The organism is Enterocloster citroniae (genome assembly GCF_040545455.1).
Lineage (GTDB): Bacteria > Bacillota > Clostridia > Lachnospirales > Lachnospiraceae > Enterocloster > Enterocloster citroniae.
Window position 1 is genome coordinate 334,128 of record NZ_JBEPLZ010000002.1, and the last position, 25,070, is coordinate 359,197.

A 25,070-nucleotide genomic window follows, 5' to 3' on the forward strand; every position below is an offset into this window, starting at 1 on the left:
TATCCTTATATCAATGATAAGATTGATATGAGGAGGTCATTTTTTATGTTGAACGAGCTGGAGATAGAGGCGGTTACAGGCCGCGAGATACTGGATTCCAGGGGGAATCCTACAGTAGAGGTGGAGGTATGCCTGGCGGGCGGAGCCACAGGACGGGCTGCAGTTCCCTCCGGCGCATCTACAGGAAAATTTGAGGCAGTGGAACTGCGTGATGGCGGGGAACGGTATAACGGCCAGGGTGTAAAAAAGGCAGTGGAGCATGTGAATTCAGTGCTGAGCGAGGTAGTGCTTTTTGAGAGTGCACTGGACCAGAGAAGGCTGGACCAAATGCTTTTAGATGCAGACGGCACGGAGAATAAAGGAAAATTAGGGGCGAACGCCATACTGGGCGTATCCATGGCAGTGGCCAGAGCGGCTGCCAATGGCCTTCATATGCCTCTCTACCGCTATCTGGGAGGAATACATGCATCCCAGCTTCCTATTCCCATGATGAATATCCTGAATGGAGGAAAACATGCCGATAATACAGTGGATCTTCAGGAATTTATGATCATGCCATATGGAGCCTGCTGCTTTTCAGAGAGACTGAGGATGTGTGCAGAGGTCTATCATACCCTGAAAAAACTCTTAAAGGAAGATGGCTACAGTACCGGCGTGGGCGATGAGGGCGGATTTGCACCCGATCTTAAGAACTCTGAGGAAGTTCTGGAATACCTGGTCAAGGCCATGGAAAAGAACGGGTTAAAGCCGGGCACGGACATGAAGATCGCCATTGACGCAGCCTCCAGTGAACTCTATGATGAGGCATCGGGAATGTATCTGTTCCCGGGAGAGAGCCGGATGGCAGGCAGGCAGATACGCCGCAGTGCAAGTGAGATGGTGGAGTACTACAGAGGCCTTGTGGAACGTTTCCCTATCTGCTCCATTGAGGACGGCTTGGAGGAAGAGGACTGGGAGGGCTGGAAAATGCTGACCAGGGAGCTTGGAAACCGTATTCAGCTGGTGGGTGACGATCTGTTTGTTACCAACACAAAACGACTGGCTAAAGGGATAGAGATGGAAGCCGGAAATGCCATTCTGGTGAAAGTGAATCAGATTGGTACCCTGACGGAGAGTTTTGAGGCTATTGAGATGGCAAAACGGGCCGGATTTGGCACCATTATTTCCCACCGCTCCGGTGAGACGGAGGATTCTATTATTGCAGATATCGCGGTGGCAGTGAATGCGGGACAGATCAAGACAGGAGCGCCATGCCGCTCCGACCGTGTGGCCAAGTACAACCAGCTGCTGCGCATTGAGGAAAACCTTACCCTCGAAGTCTGACCAGCGCATGTTTTTGCAGATGATCTTTTGCCGGCCCTACACAGATTGGATCAATGTACACAACCTGTGTGCCTCACAAATTTGTGCACAGCTGACAAGAGATCATCTCGCAGATTTAAGTGCCAGAAGGGGAGTACACGATAATGTAAAACCGGTTGTTTTACCCATGTAAATCTTGACAAAGGAGAAATCTGGGGTATGATGAAATAAGAAAAAATACAGCATGGGTTAAGGAGATAAAGCATGAGAGAACTGTTATTCATTGAACCGGTATTTAAGGAAGCCATCTGGGGCGGAAGCCGTCTTAAGGAAGTGTATAACTATGATATCCCCAGCGACCATACGGGAGAGTGCTGGGCGATCAGTGCCCACAGAAGCGGTGACTGTAAAGTGGCATCCGGTACCTATGCAGGACGTACATTGAGCTCACTTTGGAAGGAACAAAGGGAACTGTTTGGCAAAGCAGCTGATTCCTGTGAGGAATTTCCTCTTCTTGTAAAGATCATAGATGCCAGGGAGGACCTAAGCATCCAGGTCCATCCGGATAATACATATGCGGCAGAGCATGAGAACGGCTCCCTTGGCAAGATGGAGTGCTGGTATATCCTGGACTGTGATGAGGATGGAACCATTGTCATAGGCCACCACGCAAAGGACAGGGAGGAACTGGCACAGATGATCGGGGAAGGGAGATGGAATGAGTTCATCCGCCAGGTGCCTGTTAAGAAGGGGGATTTCTTCCAGATCGATCCGGGATGCGTCCATGCCATCAAGGGCGGAACGCTGATACTGGAGACCCAGCAGAGCAGTGATATTACATACCGTGTCTATGATTATGACAGACTTTCCAATGGAAAGCCCAGACAGCTCCATGTAAAGCAGAGCATTGATGTGATCCGGGCCCCGTTTGTGGAGAACAGGGACCAGCAGCCTGTGCTTACGGCTGACACAGACAACGGTAAGAAATATCACCTGGTCACCTGCGCTTATTATACAGTGGACAAGGTGGAGGTGACAGGACACTGGGAGGAGGATTTTGGCAGCAGCTTCGCCAATGTGAGCATCCTGGAGGGAGAGGGCACGGTGGACGGCATCGCGGTTGCAAAGGGAAGCCATTTTATTGTACCTGCAGGATATGGGACCGTGGAATTTAAGGGCAGGATAACATTCATCTCATCCCAGGCCGTATAGGAAATGGTCACAAAAATGGGAAAACAGGTTGTGTTTTTGGACAAAGTATGATAAGATATCTTTGTTTGACTATAAGAAAATGGAGAGGTGCACACGAATGTCAGTTATTCAGATTATTTTATCAATCATATATGTAATTCTTGGTGTTGCGATATCAGTGGTTATCCTGATGCAGGAGGGCAAGTCCAATGGTCTTGGAAGTGCGATCGGCGGTATCTCTACTGACAGTTACTGGAGCAAGAACAGAGGCCGTTCTATGGAAGGTGCCCTGGAGCATTTTACCAGGTACGGAGCCATTGTATTTATGGTAATTACCATTATCCTGAATATCCTGTTAAAGATTCAGGGATAATAAGAGAACAGAAGCGAACGTGACCAAAACACCCTTGTATTCATATAAGGGTGTTTTATTGCTTTATGCTGTATCGAACATGTGGACAGGCTGGGATTGCTGACAGCATTTTATGCGCTTGATGGCTGGCATGCCATAAGCGGCAGGTAAGAGAGGTTATATGGAAAAGGAAATATTGGAACAGCGCAAACAGATACTTACGGAACTTATGGATGATAAGGCCTATGTGCCTATGAAGGCAAAGGAACTGGCCATTCTCCTGAATATCCCAAAATCACAGCGGGATGAGCTGACAGAGGTGCTGGACGCCCTGGTGGCCGAAGGAAAGATCGGTGTGTCGAAAAAGGGAAAATACGGAAAGCCTGAGACATTTTCCATTAACGGCATTTTTTTCGGGCATCCCAAGGGCTTTGGCTTTGTGACAGTAGACGGCATGGAACAGGATATATTCATACCCGAGGACCGCACCGGTGCAGCCATGCATGGTGACAGGGTGCAGATCGTGGTGGAATCAGAGGCAGTCAGATCCGGTCATTCAAAATCCGGCATGGGGGCATCGGGGCGCAGGGCAGAGGGTACTGTGATCAAGGTGCTGGAGCATGCCAACAAGGAAGTGGTGGGCTATTACCAAAAGAATAAGAGTTTTGGTTTTGTGATACCGGATAACCAGAAGCTGGCAAAGGATGTTTTTATACCCCAGGGCTGTGATATGGGGGCTGTCACCGGGCACAAGGTAGTGGCAAAGATCAAGGACTATGGGGATGAAAAGCATAAACCCGAGGGATGTATCACGGAGATCCTGGGCCATGTCAATGATCCCGGGACAGATATCCTGTCCATTGTCAGAGCATACGGGCTGCCGGAGGAGTTTCCTCAGGCGGTCATGGATGAGATCCAGGACATTGAGGATTCGTTGGAGGTTCCGGGAAATCAGGAGCAAGTATTAGGAGAGTACGGGATCAATGATCTGAAGACACATGAGGACTGGACCGGGGAGCTGGCCGGCCGTCTGGATCTGAGAGGGCTTCAGACCGTAACCATAGACGGTGAGGATGCCAAGGACCTGGATGATGCGGTGACCATTTGTAAAACTGGAAAGGGAACGTATATCCTGGGTGTCCACATTGCGGATGTAAGCCATTATGTGAAGGAAGGAAGCCCTCTTGACAAGGAGGCCCTTAAAAGAAGCACCAGTGTTTATCTGGTGGACCGGGTGATTCCCATGCTGCCCCACAAGCTGTCCAACGGCATCTGTTCCCTGAATGCAGGTACGGACCGCCTGGCATTGAGTTGTATCATGGAGGTGGATGCACAGGGCACTGTGACGGACCATAAGGTTGCGGAAACCGTGATCCATGTGGACCGGCGCATGACCTATACTGCGGTCAATGCCATTGTCACTGACCGGGACGAGGCGGTGATGGCAGAGTATGAGGGGTTTGTCCCTATGTTTGACTGTATGAAGGAATTGTCCCTTATCCTCAGGGAGGAAAGGCGCAAACGGGGGGCTATTGACTTTGATTTCCCGGAAAGCAAGATCCTGCTGGATCCCAAGGGAAAGCCATTGGAGATTAAGCCCTATGTGCGAAACGCGGCCACCAAGATAATCGAGGATTTTATGCTGCTGGCCAACGAGACAGTGGCGGAGGACCATTACTGGCAATCCATCCCCTTCCTTTACAGAAGCCATGACAATCCGGATCCTGAAAAGATGAAGCAGCTGGGCACATTTATCAATAACTTTGGTTACTTTATAAAAATGCAGCACGGGGAGATCCATCCTAAGGAACTTCAGAAGCTGCTGGATAAGATAGAAGGGACGCCGGAGGAGGCCCTGCTTTCAAGGCTGACCCTGCGCTCCATGAAGCAGGCCAAGTACACTACTCTGTGTTCCGGCCATTTTGGACTGGCTACCAGGTATTACACTCATTTTACCTCCCCCATCAGAAGATACCCGGACCTGCAGATCCACAGGATCATCAAGGAGAACCTGAAAGGGGGGCTTGGGGATAAGCGGACCGGCCATTATGAGCGTATCCTGCCAGAGGTGGCTGTGCAGACATCCGCGCTGGAGCGCAGGGCGGACGAAGCGGAGCGGGAGACTGATAAACTGAAGAAATGTGAATATATGTCACAGTTCATCGGCCAGGAATTTGACGGCGTCATATCAGGCGTTACCAGCTGGGGGCTTTATGTGGAGCTTCCAAACACCGTGGAGGGCCTGGTGCGCATGAGTGACCTGAGCGATGATTATTATATATTTGACGAACAGCACTATGAACTTACGGGAGAGATGACTAAGAAAACATATAAACTGGGACAGCCTGTGCGGGTAACGGTATCCGGCACGGACCGGCTTCTCAGGACCGTTGATTTTGTCCTGGCCAGGAACTGGGACGGGAATTAAATGGACGAGAAAGGGGAATAGAACTAATGGGGAAGGAAAGTATTAAGCTGGTTGCCAACAATAAGAAGGCGTATTTTGATTATTTTATAGATGAAAAATATGAAGCCGGGATTGAACTGTTTGGCACCGAGGTAAAGTCGATCCGTATGGGCAAATGCAGCGTTAAGGAATCATTTGTCAAGGTGGACCGGGGTGAGATGTACATCTGCGGCATGCATGTCAGCCCTTATGAAAAAGGCAACATTTTCAATAAAGATCCGCTTCGCGTGCGCAAGCTTCTGCTTCACAAGTATGAGATATTAAAAATAGGCGGCAAGATCAAGGAAAAGGGCTATACTTTGGTTCCGCTGCGGGTGTACTTTAAGGGAAGCCTGGTGAAGGTAGAGATCGGGCTGGCGCGTGGTAAGAAGAACTATGACAAGCGGGCGGATATTGCCAAGAAGGATCAGAGAAGGGAACTGGAAAAAGACTTTAAGGTCAAGAACCTGTATTAGGGAAAACGGAAGGTTCCATGTGATGTTGATATGAGAAGATATCTGGAATTTATAAAGGAAGTGGAAGGGCTTAAATCCACTTTGCGGACCGCATGGACAGCCACAGGACGCCAGGAGAGTACGGCAGAGCACTCCTGGCGTCTTGCCCTTGGGGCAGCTGTCCTCTGCTGTGAATTTCCTGAGCTGGACCGGGAAAAGGTGATGCTTATGTGCCTTGTCCATGATCTGGGAGAACTGTACACAGGCGATGTATCAGCGGCCCTGAGGCCGGATGAAGGGGAAAAGCACAGGCAGGAGCAGCTGGATGTGTCCAGGGCGACCAAGGCCATTTCCGGTCCATGTGCAAAAGAGATCATGGCATTGTGTGAGGAATATAACCAGGGTCAGACACCGGAAGCCAGATTTGTTAAAGCCATGGATAAGGCTGAGACGATTATACAACACAGCCAGGGCGCGAATCCGCCTGATTTTGACTATGAGTTTAATCTTTCCTATGGAATGGAATATTTTCAGGAAAATGAAAAACTAAAGGAACTTAGAACGCTGATGGATGAAGAGACCAGCGAAGCACAGCACAGGAGCCTGCAATACGGTTGAGGCTGCATTGGACCAGGCATTTGGGTATTTGGGGGCGGAGGCTTCCGTGGGCATCATTCCTTTTTGCGGGGAGACACTTGTCCGGTGTGCATGCTCAACAGAGCAGCAGCGGCCTGCTAAACAATGAAGGGAATAAAACAAAAAAACAAGCAGTTATCTGCTTGTTTTCGTATGACCTGACCGGGAATCGAACCCGGGTTTACGCCGTGAGAGGGCGTCGTCTTAGCCGCTTGACCATCAGGCCTTATGATGTTTGTTTTGCTTGTTTGCTGTACTCATCACCGACAGCTTGTTTATAATACCATATTGTTTTTAGTTTGTCCAGTACTTTTTGAAAAAATTTTATTTCTTTCTGGAATTTTCTGGGAAGTGTATTTGGACCGGCAACAGGGGAGGGATACCTGCTTTGTGCACCTGTTTTTGGACAGCGAAAAGACCAGTCGGGGAACTGGTCTTTTCAGGAGAAGGTATTTCGTTTCTTATGGGGTGTAGCAAAAACTATATAATGTATTGGGGGGGTTTACGCTAATTATAATAGCATATGACGCATAAAAAGTGTGCACAAAGTTTTCCCTGTATGAAAAATTAATCTATGCATTTTCACATGGGAAGGAAAAACTGACGAACCGTGACCGCGGTTTTCGACATTTTATTGTGCTCCTTTGAGTATCAGGGGGTTGTGGTCTGGCACAGCACAATGATCCGGTTGGGAGCTGTCTGCGGCGGAATGCTTTTGGTGGTTGCCGCATAATAGACCATCAGGTAATGGTCTCCGGGAGGGCAAAGGTAAGCCTGGCCGTTCAGGGTGGAGATGATGGTGGACTGGTACAGATTCAGCTGAAGGGAATTGTCAATTGCCGTAAGGCTGCTGTCAAAGTAAGCCAGGGTGATATCCTCCTCAGGTCTCAGTACGGCGATCATGTCTGCCCGGTACTGGGGCGGATAGATCAGGGGAACGGGGCGGGTGGAGTCATAGAAAGCCGCGATGCGCATTCCGGGCATGATACGCATGGTGTCTACCACAAACGTATCCTGGGTCATGATGATGTTGATCTGCTGGCCGTCCACGGTAATGGTGATGAACTGGCTGCAGCAGTCATTGTTGTAATTTGTGATATCGGTTATGACGCCTGTAACAGAAATGAGATTTTCGTAATTCATGGAAAATATCCTTTTTTATTTATCATATGCCGGAAAGGGATAAAAGTTATCCTGAAAAAGGAAAAGATGGGATAAAAGGAGGAGGCCGGTGAAGTTATCTTCACCGGCCGAGTATTATGAAAAAAAGTTTTATTAGCATTAACTCTTTACAATATTTAGTATATTGGAAAAATATGAGTAAAGTTTTATCATTCTGTAACAAATTTATGAACAGAATGTGAGAAGTTTGTGAATGAACGCGAAGGGTGAGTTGCGAATGGACGTTAAGAGCGTGAGGGTGAGCGTGGGGGAGCGCATGAGAGGGTGGCAGGAACCTTTGATCCATGATATTATAATGTATATAATGTAATAAATATAATGCAATAATAATGCAATAAAAGAATCCGCAGGAACATAAGTCTCTAAGCCTCGGAATAGCATTAGGAGGAAAAGGAGCCATGGAGCTTGGCCTTACAATACCACTGCAAACATACCTTAAGATAAAACAGCTGGAGGACAGGACACAGAAGGACTTGTTTTTCTGCTGGGAACTGCACCGTATCCAGCTTCAAAGCAGGGATACCCTTGTAGCAGTAAATTCCAGCAACCGCCTGGCCGTGGTGATGAGCGGCATGGACGGGGCGGCCTGGAGGGATTTTCCCTTAGTATTTACCCAGGGGCTGCGGCAGGTCCTGGGAGCGGAGGGATACAGATCCTGTCAGATAGAAGCATACCTTTCGCAGGCAGGCCCGTTAAAACTTACCAGGACCCATGGACGCCGTTCCGTGGCTGGGCTGAACAGGATGGATGACTGCCTTTGGAGTGTTCCGGTGCTGGTGGATGAAACCCGGCTTTTTCAGCAGGTGCACTGTATGGAAGCAAACAGGCAGAGATGCAGGATGGCAGGGCATGAGGGATATCAGGAGCCTTCCTATTGCTGGGAAATAGATATGGATGCCCGCCAATTGTTACATATTTGTTAATTATACCAATTCTACCTTGTAAATAGTAATGTTTGTGGTAGACTTGAAATATAAGTTAAATACAACAGAGAAAGGGGTAACACTATGAAATTTTATGTTTGCAGCCATTGCGGCAATATAATCGCATTTGTAAAGAGCAGCGGGGTCCCGGTTGTTTGCTGCGGTGAAAAGATGCAGGAACTGGAGCCTAATACCACGGATGCAGCGGTTGAAAAGCATGTCCCGGTTGTCCAGGTGGATGGTCAGAAGGTAACGGTCACCGTTGGTTCCACGGAGCACCCCATGCTTCCCGAGCATTACATAGAGTGGATTGCTCTTGCGACCAAGCAGGGCAATCAGAGAAAGGAACTGAAGCCAGGCCAGAAGCCTCAGGCAGAGTTTATGGTCTGTCCGGATGATGAGGTGGAGGCTGTGTATGCCTACTGTAATCTCCACGGACTGTGGAAGGCGTAGGATTTCCTTCCCGGTGATACGGGAAAACATCTGGATTGAGATGAATTGAGAAAAGGCGGCATATTCCGGATTGATACCAGTCCGGGGCATGGCCGCCTTTTGCGGTGTTCTCAGTCCGGGACAAACCTGTTCTGTCCCGCATATTATAGTACCATAGAAAGACGAGGTGATTATAATATGAAGATATGCTTAGATGCAGGCCACTATGGCAAATACAATCAGAGCCCGGCAGACAAGCGTTATTATGAGTCGGAAATGGTATGGAAGCTTCATCTCCTTCAAAAGAAGTATCTGGAAGCCTATGGCATAGAGGTGATCACAACCAGGGAGGAAAGGGATACGGACAGAGGGCTCTATGAGAGGGGGGCTGCCTCCGGGGGATGTGACCTGTTCTTGTCAGACCATTCTAATGCAGTGGGGGACAAGGTGAACAATTCAGTGGACTATCCTGCTACCTACTGCGCGATCAACGGAAGTGCAGATGGGATCGGCATGGCCCTGGCCCAGTGTGTGGAAACCGTTCTGAACACGGACCAGCCGGCCCGTATCGAACACCGCAGAGGGCAGAACGGGGATTATTACGGCGTGCTCAGGGGAGCCACTGCGGTGGGGACCCCGGGCCTGATCCTGGAGAATTCCTTTCATACAAATGAGGAGATCGTCAGATGGCTGCTGAATGATGCCAATCTGGAACGACTTGCCAGTGCACAGGCAGATACCATTGCCCTGTATTACGGCATCACGGATCCCCTTAACAAGTCCGGATGGGTGGAGGAGAACGGAGGATGGAGATTCTACCTGGGCGATACAGGCAGGTATGTGGCAAATGACTGGTATAAGGACGGCGACAACTGGTACTGGTTTGACGGTGCGGGAATGATGATACACAATGACTGGAAAACCGGCTCTGACGGGAAATGGTACTATCTCCAGGAAACAGGGGCCATGGCCAGGGACCAGTGGGTGATCTGGAAGAATGAACTTTACCGCCTGAAGGATGACGGCAGCATGTTTGAGGGCTGCGTATGCCTTGAGACAGATGAGAAGGGAGCTATGAGGTTTCCTTTGATGGGCAGGAGATCGGATCCTGAGAAAATAGACTAGAAGTATTGTCCGGCGGTGGGAGAAGGAGTATAATAAAAGACACAGGGGGGCATTTATAGAATGTGCAAGCGGGATGCCCTATAAGAGGGGGTGCAGCATGGATCTAAGATGTTTCTCACAGCCGGACGAAAAGATTAAGCTGACATTTTATCCATGCAGTTCTGACATGGGACCGGGAGATCATTGTGATACCTGTATGGATACGCTGACCGTATTTAAGACAGATTATACCCAATTGCTTCTTCCGTATCTGAAGTCGGTCCTGCCGGAGTTTGATGTGTGCTGGGATAACAGGCTTGGCAGAGAGCAGTGGAATCATGTGATCCAGGCCATGGAGCAGGATATGGGGAAGATACAGTTTGATGATACGGTCTTTGACTTCTATACCAGATTTGCAGGCTGGATCACCGCGGCTTTGGAACTGGCGGAGGGCATTGCGGTGGAGGGGAATTTGTGAGAATAGACCTGTCCACATGGTTTCCCCAAGATATACACAGAGTTATCCACATTATCCACCGGGAATACAAGATGTTTCACCATATATTATGTGTTTATCTATATCTGGTGGTGGCTCGATTGTGGATAACTTAGAAGTTTCAAGTATGTCCTGGCCGAATGGTGCCATACACATGCTATGCCTAAGATGAGATGATAAAAACCGCCCCATACACATATCTGTTGGTAGGGGGCGGTTTTTTATTTGTTATGGATGCTGCTCCACTGCCTGAAAGGCTTCCTCCAGGTCTTCCAGAATATCATCAATGTGTTCCGTACCAATGGAGAGGCGAATGGTTCCCGGGCAGATACCCTGTTCCAGCAGTTCCTCCTCGTTTAACTGGGAGTGGGTGGTGGATGCAGGATGGATGACAAGGGATTTCACATCCGCGACATTGGCCAGAAGGGAGAAAAGCTCCAGGTTATCAATAAACTCTCTGGCTTTTTGGGCGCCGCCTCTGATTTCAAATGTGAAAATAGAGCCGCCGCCATTGGGGAAATATTTTTTATACAGCGCCTGCTGGACCGGGTCATTGCTGACTGCAGGATGGTGGACGGCCTCCACCTGAGGATGGGAATTCAGGTAGTCCACGACTTTCAGCGCATTTACCACATGGCGCTCCACGCGCAGGGACAGAGATTCCAGCCCCTGCAGGAACAGGAACCCGTGGAAGGGGGACAGGGTGGCGCCCGTATCCCTTAAAAGGATGGCTCTGATCCTGGTTACAAATGCAGCAGCTCCCACGTCCTGGGCAAAGCGGATTCCGTGGTAGCTTGCATTGGCATCCGTAAGTCCCGGAAATTTGCCGGAGCCGACCCAGTCAAATTTCCCTCCGTCCACGATCACTCCGCCCACAGTGGTCCCGTGGCCGCCGATGAATTTGGTAGCGGAGTGGACAACGATATCCGCGCCGTATTCAATGGGACGCACAAGGTAAGGAGTGGCAAAGGTATTATCAATAACAAGGGGGATCTGATGGCGGTGGGCAATGTCTGCGATTGCCTCTATATCTGCAATATCCGAGTTGGGATTGCCCAGGGTCTCTATAAACACGGCCTTAGTGTTATCCCTTATGGCAAGTTCCAGCCCTTTTAAGTCAGCCGGGTCCACAAAGGTGGTGCCGACCCCGTATTCAGGAAAGGTGTGGGCCAGGTAATTATATGTACCCCCATAGATATGGCTGGATGCCACAAGATGGTCCCCGGCCCTTGTCAGGTTCTGGAAGGTGTAAGCCAGGGCTGCCGCGCCTGAGGCGGTTGCCAGAGCCGCCACGCCGCCTTCCAGGGCTGCCATTCTTGCCTCGAACACATCCAGGGTGGGATTGGTCAGCCTGCTGTAGATATTGCCTGCATCGCTGAGGTTAAAACGGGCTGCCCCATGATCACAGTTGTCAAACACATAGGATGATGTCTGGTAAATCGGTACGGCCCTTGCTCCTGTGGCGGGATCCGGTGTTTCCTGTCCTGCATGAAGCTGTGTTGTCTCAAATCTGAACTGTCTGTTTTCTCTCTTGCGTTTCTCTCCCATTTGATGTCCTCCATTCTATTCCTACTATTTCTGTAGGTTTAGTTGATAATAGCACGGTCCTTTTTTCCTGTCAAGACTTTGTTTCACTGCTTTGGTAAATTTTTATATTGTTCCCATCACAGCCCGGCTGACGGCGGAAGCAGGGAAAACGCGGGGAAGGCAGTGATCCTGTTTTTGGACAAAATAAAATGACCAGTCGGGGAACTGGTCATTTTAGGAGAAGGTATTTCGTTTCTTATGGGGTGTAGCAAAACTATATAATGTATTGGGGGGGTTTACATTAATTATAATAGCACAGGATGTAATAAAAGTCTGCACAAACATAAGGAAAGACAAGAGGCCTTTTTGTCTATTTTACACGCGTGATCTGGATGAACATGGAAATAGTATGGAAGTTTCATACTATGAACAGGGGAAACAGAGGATATTTGCATATTATACAGATTGTTGCAGGTTGTCACAGGAATGTTCTGACCGGCATATGATAGCTTAGAGCATGTCTTAGTAATCTTAGTGAATGAGCAATGGCTTCCAACCTCAAAGAGGCGGGAGGCTTGATCGGAGGGAAAGATTCAAGGACGCCTAAGCGTCCTTGTGCGAGGCGCAGGTCATGCTATGCATGACATACTACATTGATGCGCCTCTGCAATCCGCCGGAGGCTTCATCTTGGAGGGAGATTGAGACTCCCGCCATATGAATGAGCAATGGCTTCCAACCTCAAAGAGGCGGGAGGCTTGATCGGAGGGAAAGATGAAATGTTTAAAAACAGGGTGGAAATGTGTGTGCAGGGATTTTCACAGGATTCATCTGGTGGACCGCTGCCTGATCGTTTTTATGGCCCTTCTGTTAATACAGTCAGCTTACAGCCTGGTCACCCGCAGCGGAGGGATCGGGCAGTCAAATGAAATTGATGTCATAGTGCGCACTTCGGCGGCCAGTATTTTCGGATATTTTCTCAGCGCCAATTTTATCAGGCGGGATCCTGAAAGGCCGGAGTTTAATGGGGAGTCCCTGGACCAGGAAGGGCCGGAATCAAACGGGCCGGAATCAAACGGACCGGATACGGTTAGCGGAAGGCTCCAGATTCTGATAGCAACAGTGATCGGAGTGTTTTGTTTAGTGACACTGATCTTGATGAGGGATCTGGGAGGAGGGTCAGACGCCGGATGGTCCGCAACCGCTGCGGCTACTATTACCCAGTTTCGGGATTTTGTGTCCGGGTGCGTGGGCTTTTTGATCGGCTGTCCCACATCCGGGAAACAATAGAGGGAATTAAGGAGTATTTGTGATGGCTCACCGCTTAAAGAGGCGGGAGCATTGATCGGAGGGAAAGATGAAGGACATTATATTGTGCCATCCCCGTCTGCAGGCGATGGCAGGAAGGCTGATAGAAGAGTGCGGCAGGCAGGGGCTGCAGATCAAGATAGGAGAGACGCTTCGCACCGTGGAGGAACAGGATGCTTTGTATGCCCAGGGCAGGACCAGACCGGGAAATATCGTGACCAATGCTCCCGGCAGCAGCTACAGCTCCTATCATCAGTGGGGGACGGCCTTTGATATTTACCGCAATGACGGGACAGGGGCCTACAATGACGCCGGCAGTTTTTTCAGCAAAGTGGGAGCCATAGGAGTATCCCTGGGGCTGGAGTGGGGCGGGAACTGGAAATCCATTGTGGACAAACCGCATTTTCAGCTGCCTGACTGGGGCAGCAGTACGGTTGGGATTAAAAAGCTTTACAAAAATCCGGAAGCGTTTATGAAGACATGGGCGGATAAAGAACGGTATGGGTGGATCAAAGACAGCAACGGCTGGTGGTACCGCAGAGCAGATGGGACTTACCCGGCTAACAAGTGGTGTGTCATTAACCACCACTGGTACCTGTTTAATAAGGATGGTTATATGTGCACCAGCTGGCACCGCTGGGACGGCAGGGTATGCAATCCGGAGGATGGCTCCGGGGACTGGTATTATTTTGACCCGACCCAGGACGGTGCCCAGGAGGGCGCCTGCTGGCACAGCAGGGAAAACGGGGCGCAGGAGATCTGGTATATAGATAAAACAGATGATATTTAGCAAGAACATGGTCCGGATTCCATCCGGTCAATGGTCCTAAGGCTTCCATCATGTTTTGACTGGTGAACCTTAGGACCTGCCACGTTATTCCTTTGCACATCCATCCTAAGGCCGGGTCCTCGTATTTAAAAGCTGTCCGTATACTTTTGCTTAAATGTAATGGGAGTCATTCCTTTTAGCTTTAAGAAGTTTCGCGTAAAAGTTTTTGGATTGTTATATCCCACCTCGTAGGCGGCCTCCAGCACTGTTTTGGCTGGGATCAGGAGCAATTCGCTGGCTTTGTTGACCCGGACTTGATTTAAGAATTCAGTAAAATTCTGCTCCACCTGGTAGATCAGCAGCTCGTTCATCTGAGGCACCGACAGGCCGAACTGATGGGCGATATCCTTGGCATTCAGATCGTCCGCATAATTCCGGTAAATATAGTTGATCACCGAATACACAGTGCGTGTTTCTTCAATCCGCAGGATATTCTGTACCTTTTGGTAAACCTTTCTGTAATCACTGATCTTTGAGCCTATACGGGCTGCAAATACTTTGGATATGTGCGATTCGTCTACATAACCAAGAAATTCTGACATCTCCTTTAACGTAAAATCCGTATACATAATAAAATTAATGGTTTTCCCGATCCGTATCTCATTGAGCAGATCAAAAAAGGAAAGTCCTGTGTTGCTGGTAAGGTAGGAACTGATGGTGGACGGGCTGCAGTTAAAAAGGGAAGACAATTTTTCCAGGGTCAGTTTTTCACTGCAGTGCAGATAGATATACCGCAGGATTTCCGTATAATCTGTGAGAATCTCATCAGGCTCGGTTTTCTGTTTCTGGGACAGGCGGATGTAATGGATCATCATTTGGACCAGGATACTGATCAGGTTTACATTGTGGAAGGAGTTCTGCGAGGAGCCGAGACAGAGTGAATCCGTGTTAAGCTCCCCGGAGAGGGCGTCCAACAGGTATTCGATCGTGTCATCCCTGGCGCTGAGGGAGACAACGGGGTGGTCCTCCATGGCGGTGAGGAAGGATTCCGTCTGGCCGTCCTCATTGCTGAATATCTTCACCGCCCGTGTAACGGCGTCATAGTTATAGGTGATCAGCTTGTATTGTAAAGGTTCATCAATCTGGACTACGTCACTTATCTGCCATGGCAGTACAGAGACAAGGGTGTTGGGGCAAAGGGGATATGACTGGTTTTGTATCAGCAGTTTACCTGAACCGGAAGTGATGAGCCAGAAACGGGCATCCTGGTGGATCAGTGGAATGGGCTGTATGGTTGTATTATTAATCTCATAGCTGCAAAGCTTTCCGTTGAGCTGTGACCGAGCGGCTGGCTGCTTGATGGTTCTGGGTTTCATGAAATGCTCCTCCTTCGTGTAATGGCGGTGTTGAAAAAACATCTGACGCAAGGGTGACCCTGGCGGACATTTTTGACAACTTTTTTTGTATTTTACAGACCGCGGTCTGCATAAAAATGTATAAACAATACACGCAATGAATATATATACATCCCCCTCACCGTTAAAAATGCATAACAATTACATGTTTTTAACAGGTAAATTGAATAATATTAACACTACAGACTGAAATACAGGATTTTTATATAGTAATGTCCAGATAAAATCTGTTTTTTTTATTAAAATAATACTATCAAAATATCTAATATGCAAGGAGAAAAATATGGAGACAAGGGTCATTGAACAAACTATGTATAATTATTTCAAGTTAGTGGGAAAAACAGCCATTGTCACTGGCGCTGGAAACGGCATTGGGAGAGGGATCGCAAAGGTTTTGGCCGGACTTGGGGTAAATGTGGTTGCATGTGATATTGAAAAAGAAAATGTGGAAGATGTTGTGGAGGAGATCACATCCCAGGGGCTTTTTGCAGTGGCTGTTTACTGTGATGTAAGAAAATATGAGGACATACAGAACGTGATCCGGACAGCTGTAGATACATACGGAACCGTGGATATCCTTGTAAATGACGCAGCCGGCTGCGGCGGAGGCGTGACCATTGACGATATTACGGAGGAGGAGTGGATGCGCCTGATCGAACTGAACCTGAACAGTGTTTACCGCTTCACCATGTCCGTCCTGCCATTGATGAGGGCGAAAAAAAGCGGAAAGATCGTAAATATCAGTTCAGGGGCAGGAATTGTAGGAGACTTTTCAGATCCCCATTATGCCGCGGCAAAGGGGGGAGTGATCGCATTTTCCAAGGAGATCGCCCATGAAGTTGCCAAGGACCATATTAATGTGAACTGCGTTGCACCCGGGTTGGTGGATACAAGGATGGCCAGGATCAGGCCATGGGAAGATGAGATCGCCGACACCCTTTGGCACAGGGTGGGACAGCCCGAGGACATAGCCTACGCTGTGGCATATATGGCATCGGCTGCCAGCGATTATTGTACCGGACAGGTACTTTCGCCCAACGGCGGCGCCTGGATGCAGTAAGCGGTCCGTTGACCGGGCAGGCGGAATATGACGGTAGACTATCTGTTTTACAATATGATCGTGCTGACCATGGCGGATCCGGCCGGATGCGGTATCATACCCAATGGCGCCGTGGCGGTAAAAGGGGACAGGATTGCCGGTGTTGGTGAGAACGGGGAACTGATAAAGCATTACTCAGCCCACCGGTATATAGACGGGCGGGGAAAACTTCTGATGCCGGGGCTGGTGGATGCACATATGCACACGGGTGTCAGCATTTATAAAGGATTTGCCCAGGATACGAAAAACTGGATGAGCGATTGCGTTTTTCCGCTAAAGGGGGCCCTTTCAGCAGAATCCAGAAGGGCCGGTTCCATGGTCATGATAGCGGAGGCCATCAAGGCTGGCACCACAACAATGGTTGACAGCAATGAGGACATGCTTTTATTTGCGGATAACCATGTGCAGGCCGGAGTCAGGGCCCAATTGTCCCATACGGTCCATGGGCTGCCTCTTGGCCGGGCTGTGATTGGGGATGATGAGCTATATCCTCTGGAAGATGATTTGGAGCAGGAATCTCTAAAAAACTGCAGAACGCTGATCACAGAGTACCATGACAGCCATAATGGCCGCATTACCTGCGGATTATGTCCTCTGGGACTGGACCGTGTATCAAGGGAAACCCTACAGATTATGAAGGAAATGTCCGACAGGGAAGGGTTTCCCATTCATCTCCATCTGGCCTGCGGGGAGAGGGAGGTAAAGCAGATGCAGATGCGGTATGGAAAAAGGAGCATTTCCTTCCTCCATGAGCTGGGGCTGGTCAACCGCAGGCTGATCGCTGTTCACCTGTCAGTGGCGAGTGAAGATGAGATCCGGTTTCTGGCCGGACAGGGGGCAGGGATGGTGCTGTGTTCAGGAAGTGAGGCCATTGTGGACGGGAATGTTCCTCCTGCCTTTGAATTCAGCAGGTACAGCCCCCGCCTTGCCATTGGTTCAGACCAGACCTCAGGTGGTAATTCTTCCAATCTTTTTTATGAGATGAAGATCGGAGCCCTGCTCAATAAGTGCAGGTTTAAAGATCCCTCCCTGTTCCAGGCATGGAAGATGCTGAGGCTGGCTACCATAGACGGGGCAAGGGCAATGGGTATGGGCCATGTCATAGGATCCCTGGAGCCGGGAAAAAAGGCGGATATGATCATGTTGGATCTGGAAGTGCCCCAGATGACACCCCTTGTCTGGGATCCGGTGTCCAACCTGATTCCCAACCTGGTATATGCTGCCAACGGCAGCGAGGTACAGCTGTCCATGGTTGACGGAAGGATTATAATGGAGGACAGAATACTGTTAAGTATCGATGAAAAGAAGATTATACGGGAAGCGCAGCAGGAGGGAAGAAAACTCCTTGAACGGGCAGGTCATAAGCTTCTTGAGAAGAACAGCATGATACAAAAGCTGAAAAAGGAAAATAAATTGTAAGATGAGCAGAGAAAGGGCGGGGACAATATGAAAAAATTACTGAGTATTGGTTTGGCAGTCACAATGGCGGTTTCCCTTACCGCGTGCGGCGGGGAGAAAAAGGCAGCGTCCGGGGGCGCTGATGGGGAGACTATCCGTATCGGTGTGGTGTGTCCTCTCACAGGTGAGTCTTCATTATTTGGGGATGTTCTGTCACAGACCGTGCAGTTGCTGGCAAAACAAAAGAATGAGGCAGGCGGCCTGCTGGGCAAGCAGATTGAGATCATGGTCTATGATAACCGTGATGACGCGGTGGAGACCACCAATGCAGCGAGAAAGGCTATCCTTAACGATAAGGTGGTTGCTTTTATCGGAACGGATTCCTCCGCCACCACACTGGCGCTTGGGGAAGTGGCGGCTGAAAATGAGATTCCCTTTATTACCAGTATTGCCACAAACTCCAAGGTTACCACAACAGATGACGGGGAGGTGCGTCCATGGGCATTCAGGGCCTGTCTGTCCGATCCGCAGAGCGGTGCCATACTTGGGCAGTATGCGGTGAATGAATGCGGTTTTAAAAAGATTGCGGTCATCTATGAGATCGGAAGCGATTTTTCCATTGGAGTTACCAATGAATTTACCCAGACCGTGGAGAACACAGGCGGTGAGATCGTGACAAAGGAAGCGTATAACACAGGGGATGTGGATTACCGCGCCGTACTGACAAAGATCAAGAATTCAGGGGATTTTGACGCCCTGTATATTGCGGCGGGATATTATAAACAGATCGGTCTGATCGCCAACCAGGCAAGGGAGCTTGGGATCGAGCAGCCGTTCCTGACAACAGAGGGCGCCATGTCCAGCGATCTGTTTAACATTGCGTCCGATTCCGTGGAGGGCATGATCTATAACGTGGCAGTGGACACTGCATCTGATAATGTACATGGGCTGCTGGAAGATTTCCAGGCGGAATGGGGATATGATCCGAGCCTGAATGTAGGACCGGACTGTTATCTGGCATATGATGCGTTCCAGCTCCTTACCGGTGCGATCGAGAAGGCAGGGGAAGCTGATCCAGCCAAGATCAGGGACAGCCTGGAGAACACAACGGAGCTTCAGGGATTGACCAGCTCCATCACATTTGATCCCAAGACCCATCTGGTATACCGCGAGGTTCCCATTTACCAGATTAAAGACGGCGGATTTACCAAGCTTGGCCTTTTCTCACCGGCTATCCAGTGACAGGATCCCCATAACACCATGGCGCATGGCCCGTAGGCCGTGCGCCGTTTAGAAGGAGGTAACTTCCTTGTTTATACAGCAATTAGCCAATGGACTGTCAGTGGGAAGCGTATACGCGCTGATGGCAGTCGGATATGCCCTGATTTACAGCCTGATGAACTTTACAAACTTTGCCCATAGCATAACGGTTACGATTGGCGCATTTACCACATTCTTTTTTCTTACATATGCCATGCAGGATCTGCTGGCAGGAATTATCGCAGGAATCATAGCGGCAGCGCTTTTGGCAGCGGTGATTGAATTTGTCGCATACCGCCCTTTGCTTAAACGAAACGCAAGAAGGGTCTATCTGATGATCATCGGACTTGGGATCTCTGTGATGGGAGATAACCTGATCATCATTGCATTTTCTGGCAGGTTCAGAATATTTCCGGTGAATTTTCCCTCTGAAAGCATAAAGATTATGGGGGCCAATGTGGGTCTGGTGGACATGCTGATTTTTCTTGTAAGCATGATCTCACTTCTGGTAGTGGAATTGATCATACGCAAAACAAAGCTGGGGCTGGCCATAAGAAGCGCGGCCTTCAGCCTGGAGGCCACCTCTCTCATGGGAGTTGACACATTTAAGCTGATCCTCTCCATTTTTCTCATTGCAGGGAGCCTGGCCGGTGTTGCCGGTACCCTTTTGGGGGCCAAATATACGGCCTATCCTTCCCTGGGCACTTTTTATACAAACAAGGCCTTTATATGTGCGGTGTTCGGAGGACTGGGCAGCCTGCCGGGAGCAGTTGTGGGAGCGCTGGTGCTGGGGGTTTCGGAGGCAATGATATCCGCCTATGTGTCCACCTCGCTGAGAGACTTGTTTGCGTATTTTCTGCTAATAGTGATTTTGCTGATCCGTCCATCCGGGCTGATGGGCAAGTCCAGCGAAGATAAAGCATAAAGGAGGCGGAAAAGTGGAGTATTGGTTAGGTGTTGCGACATTAGTCGGTATCTATATGATCGCTGTTTTGGGCGTGTCAATTCTTTGCGGCTTCACGGGAATGTTCTCCATGGGACATGCCGGTTTTATGGCCATCGGGGCATATACTTCCGCCCTTCTGACAAAAAACTTTGACATGCCGGTTTTTCTGGGAGTGATCGCAGGCATGGTGACAGCCTCTGTTATCGGAGCCATTATCAGTTATCCAACGCTGAAGCTTCGCGATGATTATTTTATCATTGTGACTCTTGGGATCGGCGAAGCAATCAAGCTGATCATCCAGAATGCGGCTTCCATAACAGGAGGGGCAAGAGGGCTGGCGGACATACCCAAGGGTTCTAATTTTGTAAATGTCTGGATCATAGTGGTGATCACAGTTATTGTTTTAAAATCATTTATCAATTCCCGCCACGGCAGGAACTGTGTTGCGGTCCGGGAGGAGGAGCTGGCCGCCCAGTCCGTGGGGATCAATGTATTCCAGTATAAGATGGAAGCCATGGTGATCAGCTGTGCGCTGTGCGGCTGTGCGGGAGCGCTTTTGGGGCATTACATGCATTATCTTCAGCCCAACATGTTTACAATGGTCAAGTCGGACGAGCTGGTGATCATGGTGATCCTGGGCGGAAGGGGAAGCCTTACCGGTACGATCCTGGCAGGTCTTCTGATGCTTCCGCTGCCGGAACTGCTGCGGTTTGGCTCTGCTGAGCAGTGGCGTATGGTGCTGTACGGATTCCTTGTGGTGATCGTGATCCTGTTCCGCCCGGCCGGCATCATGGGCACACGCGAACTGACCATGAATGATCTTAAATCGCTTGTTGGCTGGGTGAAAGGAAAATTCAGCAAAAACAGCCTGAAAATTTCAAGAAAGGAATAGGATCTATGGAGAATTGTGAGTATGCCTTGGAAATCCGGGATGTGAGCAAACGGTTTGGCGGAATCGTGGCAACCGACCATGTGAATATAAAGGTGAGGCAGGGACAGATCTTTGGTATCATCGGCCCCAACGGAGCCGGGAAGACCACTCTGTTTAATATGATCACAGGCGTTTACAAACCCACGGAAGGAGATGTAATGCTGTACGGCAGATCCATTGCCGGGAAGCTTCCCTATGAGATCGCCCGCAGCGGCATAGCCAGGACCTTTCAGAATATCCGCCTGTTTGGGGATTTAAGTGTGTATGAAAATGTACATATCGCTTATCAGAAAAACATGACCTATAATTTTTGGGAAGGCATTATAAAAAACAGGAAATACAAAGAGGAAGAAAGAATCTGCGCAAACCGGTGCGAGGAGACGTTAAAGGATATGGGGCTTTGGGAGATACGCGGCCATCTTGCAGGTAATCTGCCCTATGGTATGCAGAGAAGGCTGGAGATCGTGCGCGCCCTGGCCACATCGCCCAGGATCCTTTTGTTGGATGAGCCGGCGGCAGGTATGAATGAGGATGAATCAGCAGTACTTGCAGGCATCATCAGGGAGATAACCAGGAAAAATAAGGAGATCACCATACTGGTGATCGATCACCATATGGATGTGATCATGAGCGTATGTGATGAGATGACGGTTATCAATTTCGGCAGACAGCTGGCTACCGGGGGACCGGAGGAAATACAGGGTAACCAGGAAGTGATCGATGCGTACTTGGGAGTAGGTGACTAATATGTTGAAAATAGATAATCTCACATTCAGCTATGGAAAGATCCAGGCATTAAAGGGCGTCAGCTTTGAGGTGAAACAGGGAGAGATACTCTCCATTGTAGGGGCAAACGGCGCGGGCAAGTCAACGCTGCTAAAATGCATTGCCGGACTGCTGAAACCACAGGGCGGGCAGATTTCATATAACAGCGAACCCCTCCCAAGGTCTGCCAGCGCGGTTGTGGCAAAGGGAATTGCCCTGGTTCCGGAGGGAAGGTGGATCTTCCCCAACCTGACCGTGGAGGAAAACCTTCTCATGGGTGGATACCTGGTTAAAAACAGGAAAGAGGGACTGGAAAAGGCATACAGTATGTTTGGCAGGTTAAAGGAGCGGCACACACAGCGGGCCGGCACCATGTCAGGCGGGGAGCAGCAGATGCTGGCCATTGCCAGAGGACTTATGTCTAATCCTAAAGTACTTGTGTTAGATGAGCCGTCTTTGGGGCTGGCGCCCCTTATTGTAAATGAAGTGATTGAATATATTGATGAGATCAATAAGCAGGGGGTAACCATACTGCTGGTTGAGCAGAATGCCCGGAAAGCGTTAAAAATCGCTCATCATGCCTGTGTAATGGAACAGGGAAAAATCGTGCGTTATGGAACCGGAGATGAGATCGCCCGTGACGAGAGCGTGGTTGCGGCATATCTTGGCAGAAAAAAATAACAAAAAAGCGAGGGAATATAATGAAGGACTACTTAAAGATAGCGGGAAAGACAGCAATCGTGACTGGATCAGGCCGAGGCATAGGCCGCGGGGTGGCGGCAGGGCTGGCCTCCTATGGCGCAAAGGTTATGGTGGCGGATATCAATGACGAAAATGGCGTAAAGGTCAGGGATGAGATCATAGCAGAGGGAGGGGTTGCCGATTACTGCCACTGTGATGTGTGTAAGATCGGGGACATCAGGAATCTGGTGGCAAAGACTGCGGAGAAATTCGGCACCATTGATATTCTGGTCAATAATGCCGGAGGAGGAGAGCCGCCCTGTGATTTCTTTACCATCACAGACGAGCGCTGGGATCATTATATCAGATTTAACCTGTACAGCGCATTTTATATGATCAGGGAAGTGTTCCCCTATATGAAGGAACAAAAAAAGGGGAAAATTGTAAATATTAGCTCCGGCTATGCGATCGGAGGGGGAGATTTCTGCGCACACTATGCTTCCGCAAAGGCCGGTGTCATTGGCCTTACCACCTCCATTGCCAAAGAGGGAGCCCCTTACGGAATCAATGTAAATGTGATCCCTGTGCCCACAACAGATACGCCGGGACTCAGGGAGGCTGATTTTGAGCTGGTAGGGGATGAGATTCCCCTGATTCCACTGGGACGGATCGCAGTGCCTGAGGATATTGCCAACACGGTGCTGTTCTTGGTATCTGAATCCGCGGACTACGTGACAGGGCAGATTGTGGCTCCCAACGGAGGCAGGAGGATGCTGATATGATTTGGCCCAATGGTGCAAAATGTGCGTTTAATCTGGGCTTTGACCTGGATGGGGAAACCATCTGGCGCAACAAGGCCAGAAGGCTGCCGGGGGGCGCTGCATTTATCAAAGGGCCATCCATCGGGGCATATGGTCCTAATAAGGGAGCGGCCCGGATTTTGGAGATCCTGGAGGAGTTTCATTTGAAGGCCACCTGGTTCATTCCAGCGGTGATGATCGAGGAACACCCGGGGATTGTGGGGCAGATACTGGACAGGGGCCATGAGATATCGCATCACGGTCTGGACCACACGGGCAGATATGGGGACACGTTAACAGAACAGCAGGATACCATTGGAAGATGCCAGGACATTTTCCTGAAATATACCGGACGCAGGGCCTTTGGCATAAGACCTACCGGGACTCTGCTGCCGGAGACGGAAAAATGGCTTTACAATGGCGGCGGCTTTTTATATTCAAGTGCGGGAACCAGCGGAGAGGGCAGAGGATACTATTACGTTGATGGGGAGAAAACCGGTGGGATCAATGTGCCATGCCGGGATGAACAAATGGATGATTACGTGCAGACCGTGCTGCATTCCTATCCCGCAGTGCTGGAGGGGATGCCCAGGATCGCTTCCTATGACGTGGTTTATTCCAACTGGATCAGGGAAATAGAGGGCATGGTCAGATTCGGGACCACAGGTTCCTCCGCCTTTCATCCACAGATTGCCGGAACGCCGGGGAGGGCGGTCATGTTGGAACGGTTCTGCAGTTATTTGGCGGACAACCGGGATGTGTGGTGCGCCCCCTGCCTGGACATAGCAAAGTATCATAAAACAGCATTGGAGGTTGAACATCATGAGTGATCATACGAAGATCTGGCCTGAGGGCAAAAGCTGTGGGGTGATGGTCAGCGTGAACCTGGATGCGGAATTTTATGGAAGGATCTTTTATCCGGACGTGGATGTGGATGACGGGGACATCATGCGTCTGGGAAAAACAGGAATGGAATACGGACTTCCAAGGCTGCTGGATACATTGGAGCGTTTTGGTGTCAAGGCTACCTTTTTTATACCCGGAGCCGTTGGGGAGCGTTACCCGGAACAGGTAAAGGAGATTGCCCGCAGAGGGCATGAGATTGGATGTCATGGGGACCAGCATGAAATCCTGGGATGCCTTTCACGTGCCCAACAGGGCACGGTGCTGCAAAGGGCCGGAAAAAAGCTGGAAGCTTTGACAGGGAAACAGATCAAGGGATTCCGGATGCCTGAGGGGGAGATGAATGAGGATACCCTGATGGTTCTTAAGGAGTTGGGATACGAATACAGCAGTTCCCTTTCAGACAATGATATTCCTTATATCCACGGCTGCACCGGATTGGTTGAACTTCCCATTCACTGGGAGCTGTTTGACCTTCCCTATTTTACATTTGCATTTGATCCCCCCATTCCCCCCGGACAGGCCCGCTCCGCATCCATGGATGAGGTACTGAAAAACTGGATCTATGAGTGGGAAGGCGCCAGGCGCTGGGGAACGCTTATGAATATACAGCTGGATCCCCAGACGATCGGTGAACAGGGCCGTATTTTTATACTGGAAGAGCTTTTGAGCAGGATACAGAAGGAACCGGGAGCGTGGATCGCAACCGGGGAAATGATCGCATCCCACATGAGAACGATATGAGAAATGG

The 25,070-nt window shown here is 49.7% G+C and carries 25 protein-coding genes and 1 tRNA gene; 22 read left to right on the plus strand and 4 right to left on the minus strand.

All coding sequences use genetic code 11. The features are described from left to right. The first annotated feature begins 45 nt into the window (after positions 1 to 45). The 6 genes from eno (at position 46) to ABID13_RS03630 (ending at position 6,364) form a co-directional block, all read left to right on the plus strand. Positions 46 to 1,323 carry a phosphopyruvate hydratase gene (gene eno, locus ABID13_RS03605; RefSeq protein ID WP_048929788.1) on the plus strand — a complete coding sequence of 426 codons (1,278 nt, stop codon included), beginning with the start codon at positions 46 to 48 and terminating at the stop codon, positions 1,321 to 1,323. A 243-nt stretch (positions 1,324 to 1,566) separates the two neighbouring features. After that, positions 1,567 to 2,514, plus strand: coding sequence for a type I phosphomannose isomerase catalytic subunit (locus tag ABID13_RS03610; RefSeq protein WP_045094182.1), 948 nt, complete (start codon positions 1,567 to 1,569; stop codon positions 2,512 to 2,514). A 97-nt stretch (positions 2,515 to 2,611) separates the two neighbouring features. Next, on the plus strand, positions 2,612 to 2,866 hold the full coding sequence (secG, locus tag ABID13_RS03615; protein ID WP_007860395.1) for a preprotein translocase subunit SecG: 255 nt from the start codon (positions 2,612 to 2,614) through the stop codon (positions 2,864 to 2,866). Between the two features lie 193 nt (positions 2,867 to 3,059). After that, positions 3,060 to 5,273: a ribonuclease R gene (gene rnr / locus ABID13_RS03620; protein ID WP_048929904.1), complete on the plus strand. Its 2,214-nt coding sequence runs from the start codon at positions 3,060 to 3,062 to the stop codon at positions 5,271 to 5,273. Between the two features lie 26 nt (positions 5,274 to 5,299). Continuing rightward, positions 5,300 to 5,767 (plus strand): SsrA-binding protein SmpB, encoded by a 468-nt coding sequence (gene smpB / locus ABID13_RS03625; RefSeq protein WP_007860391.1) that lies wholly within the window; start codon positions 5,300 to 5,302, stop codon positions 5,765 to 5,767. Positions 5,768 to 5,797: 30 nt separating this feature from the next. Continuing rightward, positions 5,798 to 6,364: an HD domain-containing protein gene (locus ABID13_RS03630; protein ID WP_048929787.1), complete on the plus strand. Its 567-nt coding sequence runs from the start codon at positions 5,798 to 5,800 to the stop codon at positions 6,362 to 6,364. Positions 6,365 to 6,536: 172 nt separating this feature from the next. On the opposite strand, the gene ABID13_RS03635 is transcribed toward ABID13_RS03630, so the two are convergent. Further along, positions 6,537 to 6,608 (minus strand) — tRNA-Glu (locus ABID13_RS03635). Positions 6,609 to 7,033: 425 nt separating this feature from the next. Further along, a complete protein-coding gene (locus ABID13_RS03640; RefSeq protein WP_007860389.1) occupies positions 7,034 to 7,525 on the minus strand; it encodes a hypothetical protein in 492 nt (163 codons plus the stop codon). A 437-nt stretch (positions 7,526 to 7,962) separates the two neighbouring features. Between ABID13_RS03640 and ABID13_RS03645 the strand changes: the two genes are divergently transcribed. From ABID13_RS03645 to ABID13_RS03660, 4 genes are all read left to right on the plus strand, one after another. After that, complete coding sequence (locus ABID13_RS03645; RefSeq protein WP_045094170.1) at positions 7,963 to 8,487, plus strand: DUF6933 domain-containing protein; 525 nt, start codon at positions 7,963 to 7,965, stop codon at positions 8,485 to 8,487. 84 nt (positions 8,488 to 8,571) lie between these two features. Then, positions 8,572 to 8,940: a desulfoferrodoxin family protein gene (locus ABID13_RS03650; RefSeq protein WP_007860386.1), complete on the plus strand. Its 369-nt coding sequence runs from the start codon at positions 8,572 to 8,574 to the stop codon at positions 8,938 to 8,940. 177 nt (positions 8,941 to 9,117) lie between these two features. After that, the gene (locus ABID13_RS03655; RefSeq protein ID WP_048929786.1) at positions 9,118 to 10,044 is read left to right on the plus strand and encodes an N-acetylmuramoyl-L-alanine amidase family protein; all 927 of its coding nucleotides are present in this window, start codon (positions 9,118 to 9,120) and stop codon (positions 10,042 to 10,044) included. Positions 10,045 to 10,141: 97 nt separating this feature from the next. Next, complete coding sequence (locus ABID13_RS03660) at positions 10,142 to 10,501, plus strand: hypothetical protein (protein WP_007860384.1); 360 nt, start codon at positions 10,142 to 10,144, stop codon at positions 10,499 to 10,501. Positions 10,502 to 10,747: 246 nt separating this feature from the next. On the opposite strand, the gene ABID13_RS03665 is transcribed toward ABID13_RS03660, so the two are convergent. Continuing rightward, entirely contained in the window at positions 10,748 to 12,067 is a 1,320-nt protein-coding gene (locus ABID13_RS03665) for an O-acetylhomoserine aminocarboxypropyltransferase/cysteine synthase family protein (RefSeq protein ID WP_048929785.1), read from the minus strand. 751 nt (positions 12,068 to 12,818) lie between these two features. On the opposite strand from ABID13_RS03665, the gene ABID13_RS03670 reads away from it, so the two are divergent. Beyond that, the gene (locus tag ABID13_RS03670) at positions 12,819 to 13,334 is read left to right on the plus strand and encodes a hypothetical protein (protein ID WP_007860381.1); all 516 of its coding nucleotides are present in this window, start codon (positions 12,819 to 12,821) and stop codon (positions 13,332 to 13,334) included. 67 nt (positions 13,335 to 13,401) lie between these two features. Beyond that, complete coding sequence (locus ABID13_RS03675) at positions 13,402 to 14,142, plus strand: M15 family metallopeptidase (protein ID WP_007860380.1); 741 nt, start codon at positions 13,402 to 13,404, stop codon at positions 14,140 to 14,142. Positions 14,143 to 14,267: 125 nt separating this feature from the next. On the opposite strand, the gene ABID13_RS03680 is transcribed toward ABID13_RS03675, so the two are convergent. Next, positions 14,268 to 15,497, minus strand: a complete 1,230-nt coding sequence (locus ABID13_RS03680; RefSeq protein WP_045094167.1) for a helix-turn-helix domain-containing protein — start codon at positions 15,495 to 15,497, stop codon at positions 14,268 to 14,270. Positions 15,498 to 15,819: 322 nt separating this feature from the next. Between ABID13_RS03680 and ABID13_RS03685 the strand changes: the two genes are divergently transcribed. The 10 genes from ABID13_RS03685 to ABID13_RS03730 all read left to right on the plus strand — a co-directional run bounded on the left by ABID13_RS03685 (position 15,820) and on the right by ABID13_RS03730 (position 25,063). Next, positions 15,820 to 16,596, plus strand: coding sequence for an SDR family NAD(P)-dependent oxidoreductase (locus tag ABID13_RS03685; protein ID WP_007860373.1), 777 nt, complete (start codon positions 15,820 to 15,822; stop codon positions 16,594 to 16,596). Positions 16,597 to 16,623: 27 nt separating this feature from the next. After that, on the plus strand, positions 16,624 to 18,054 hold the full coding sequence (locus tag ABID13_RS03690; RefSeq protein WP_007860372.1) for an amidohydrolase family protein: 1,431 nt from the start codon (positions 16,624 to 16,626) through the stop codon (positions 18,052 to 18,054). 27 nt (positions 18,055 to 18,081) lie between these two features. Next, entirely contained in the window at positions 18,082 to 19,275 is a 1,194-nt protein-coding gene (locus tag ABID13_RS03695; RefSeq protein ID WP_048929784.1) for an ABC transporter substrate-binding protein, read from the plus strand. Between the two features lie 67 nt (positions 19,276 to 19,342). Beyond that, positions 19,343 to 20,218, plus strand: coding sequence for a branched-chain amino acid ABC transporter permease (locus tag ABID13_RS03700; RefSeq protein ID WP_048929783.1), 876 nt, complete (start codon positions 19,343 to 19,345; stop codon positions 20,216 to 20,218). 13 nt (positions 20,219 to 20,231) lie between these two features. After that, positions 20,232 to 21,131 (plus strand): branched-chain amino acid ABC transporter permease, encoded by a 900-nt coding sequence (locus ABID13_RS03705; protein WP_048929782.1) that lies wholly within the window; start codon positions 20,232 to 20,234, stop codon positions 21,129 to 21,131. A 5-nt stretch (positions 21,132 to 21,136) separates the two neighbouring features. Further along, positions 21,137 to 21,916 (plus strand): ABC transporter ATP-binding protein, encoded by a 780-nt coding sequence (locus ABID13_RS03710; protein WP_007860367.1) that lies wholly within the window; start codon positions 21,137 to 21,139, stop codon positions 21,914 to 21,916. Between the two features lies 1 nt (position 21,917). Then, on the plus strand, positions 21,918 to 22,616 hold the full coding sequence (locus ABID13_RS03715) for an ABC transporter ATP-binding protein (RefSeq protein ID WP_007860356.1): 699 nt from the start codon (positions 21,918 to 21,920) through the stop codon (positions 22,614 to 22,616). 20 nt (positions 22,617 to 22,636) lie between these two features. Further along, entirely contained in the window at positions 22,637 to 23,398 is a 762-nt protein-coding gene (locus tag ABID13_RS03720) for an SDR family NAD(P)-dependent oxidoreductase (RefSeq protein ID WP_007860354.1), read from the plus strand. Next, on the plus strand, positions 23,395 to 24,246 hold the full coding sequence (locus tag ABID13_RS03725) for a polysaccharide deacetylase family protein (protein WP_007860352.1): 852 nt from the start codon (positions 23,395 to 23,397) through the stop codon (positions 24,244 to 24,246). The genes ABID13_RS03720 and ABID13_RS03725 overlap by 4 nt, the downstream gene beginning before the upstream one ends. Continuing rightward, a complete protein-coding gene (locus ABID13_RS03730; protein WP_007860350.1) occupies positions 24,239 to 25,063 on the plus strand; it encodes a polysaccharide deacetylase family protein in 825 nt (274 codons plus the stop codon). Before ABID13_RS03725 ends, ABID13_RS03730 begins: the two co-directional genes overlap by 8 nt. Positions 25,064 to 25,070: the final 7 nt, after the last annotated feature.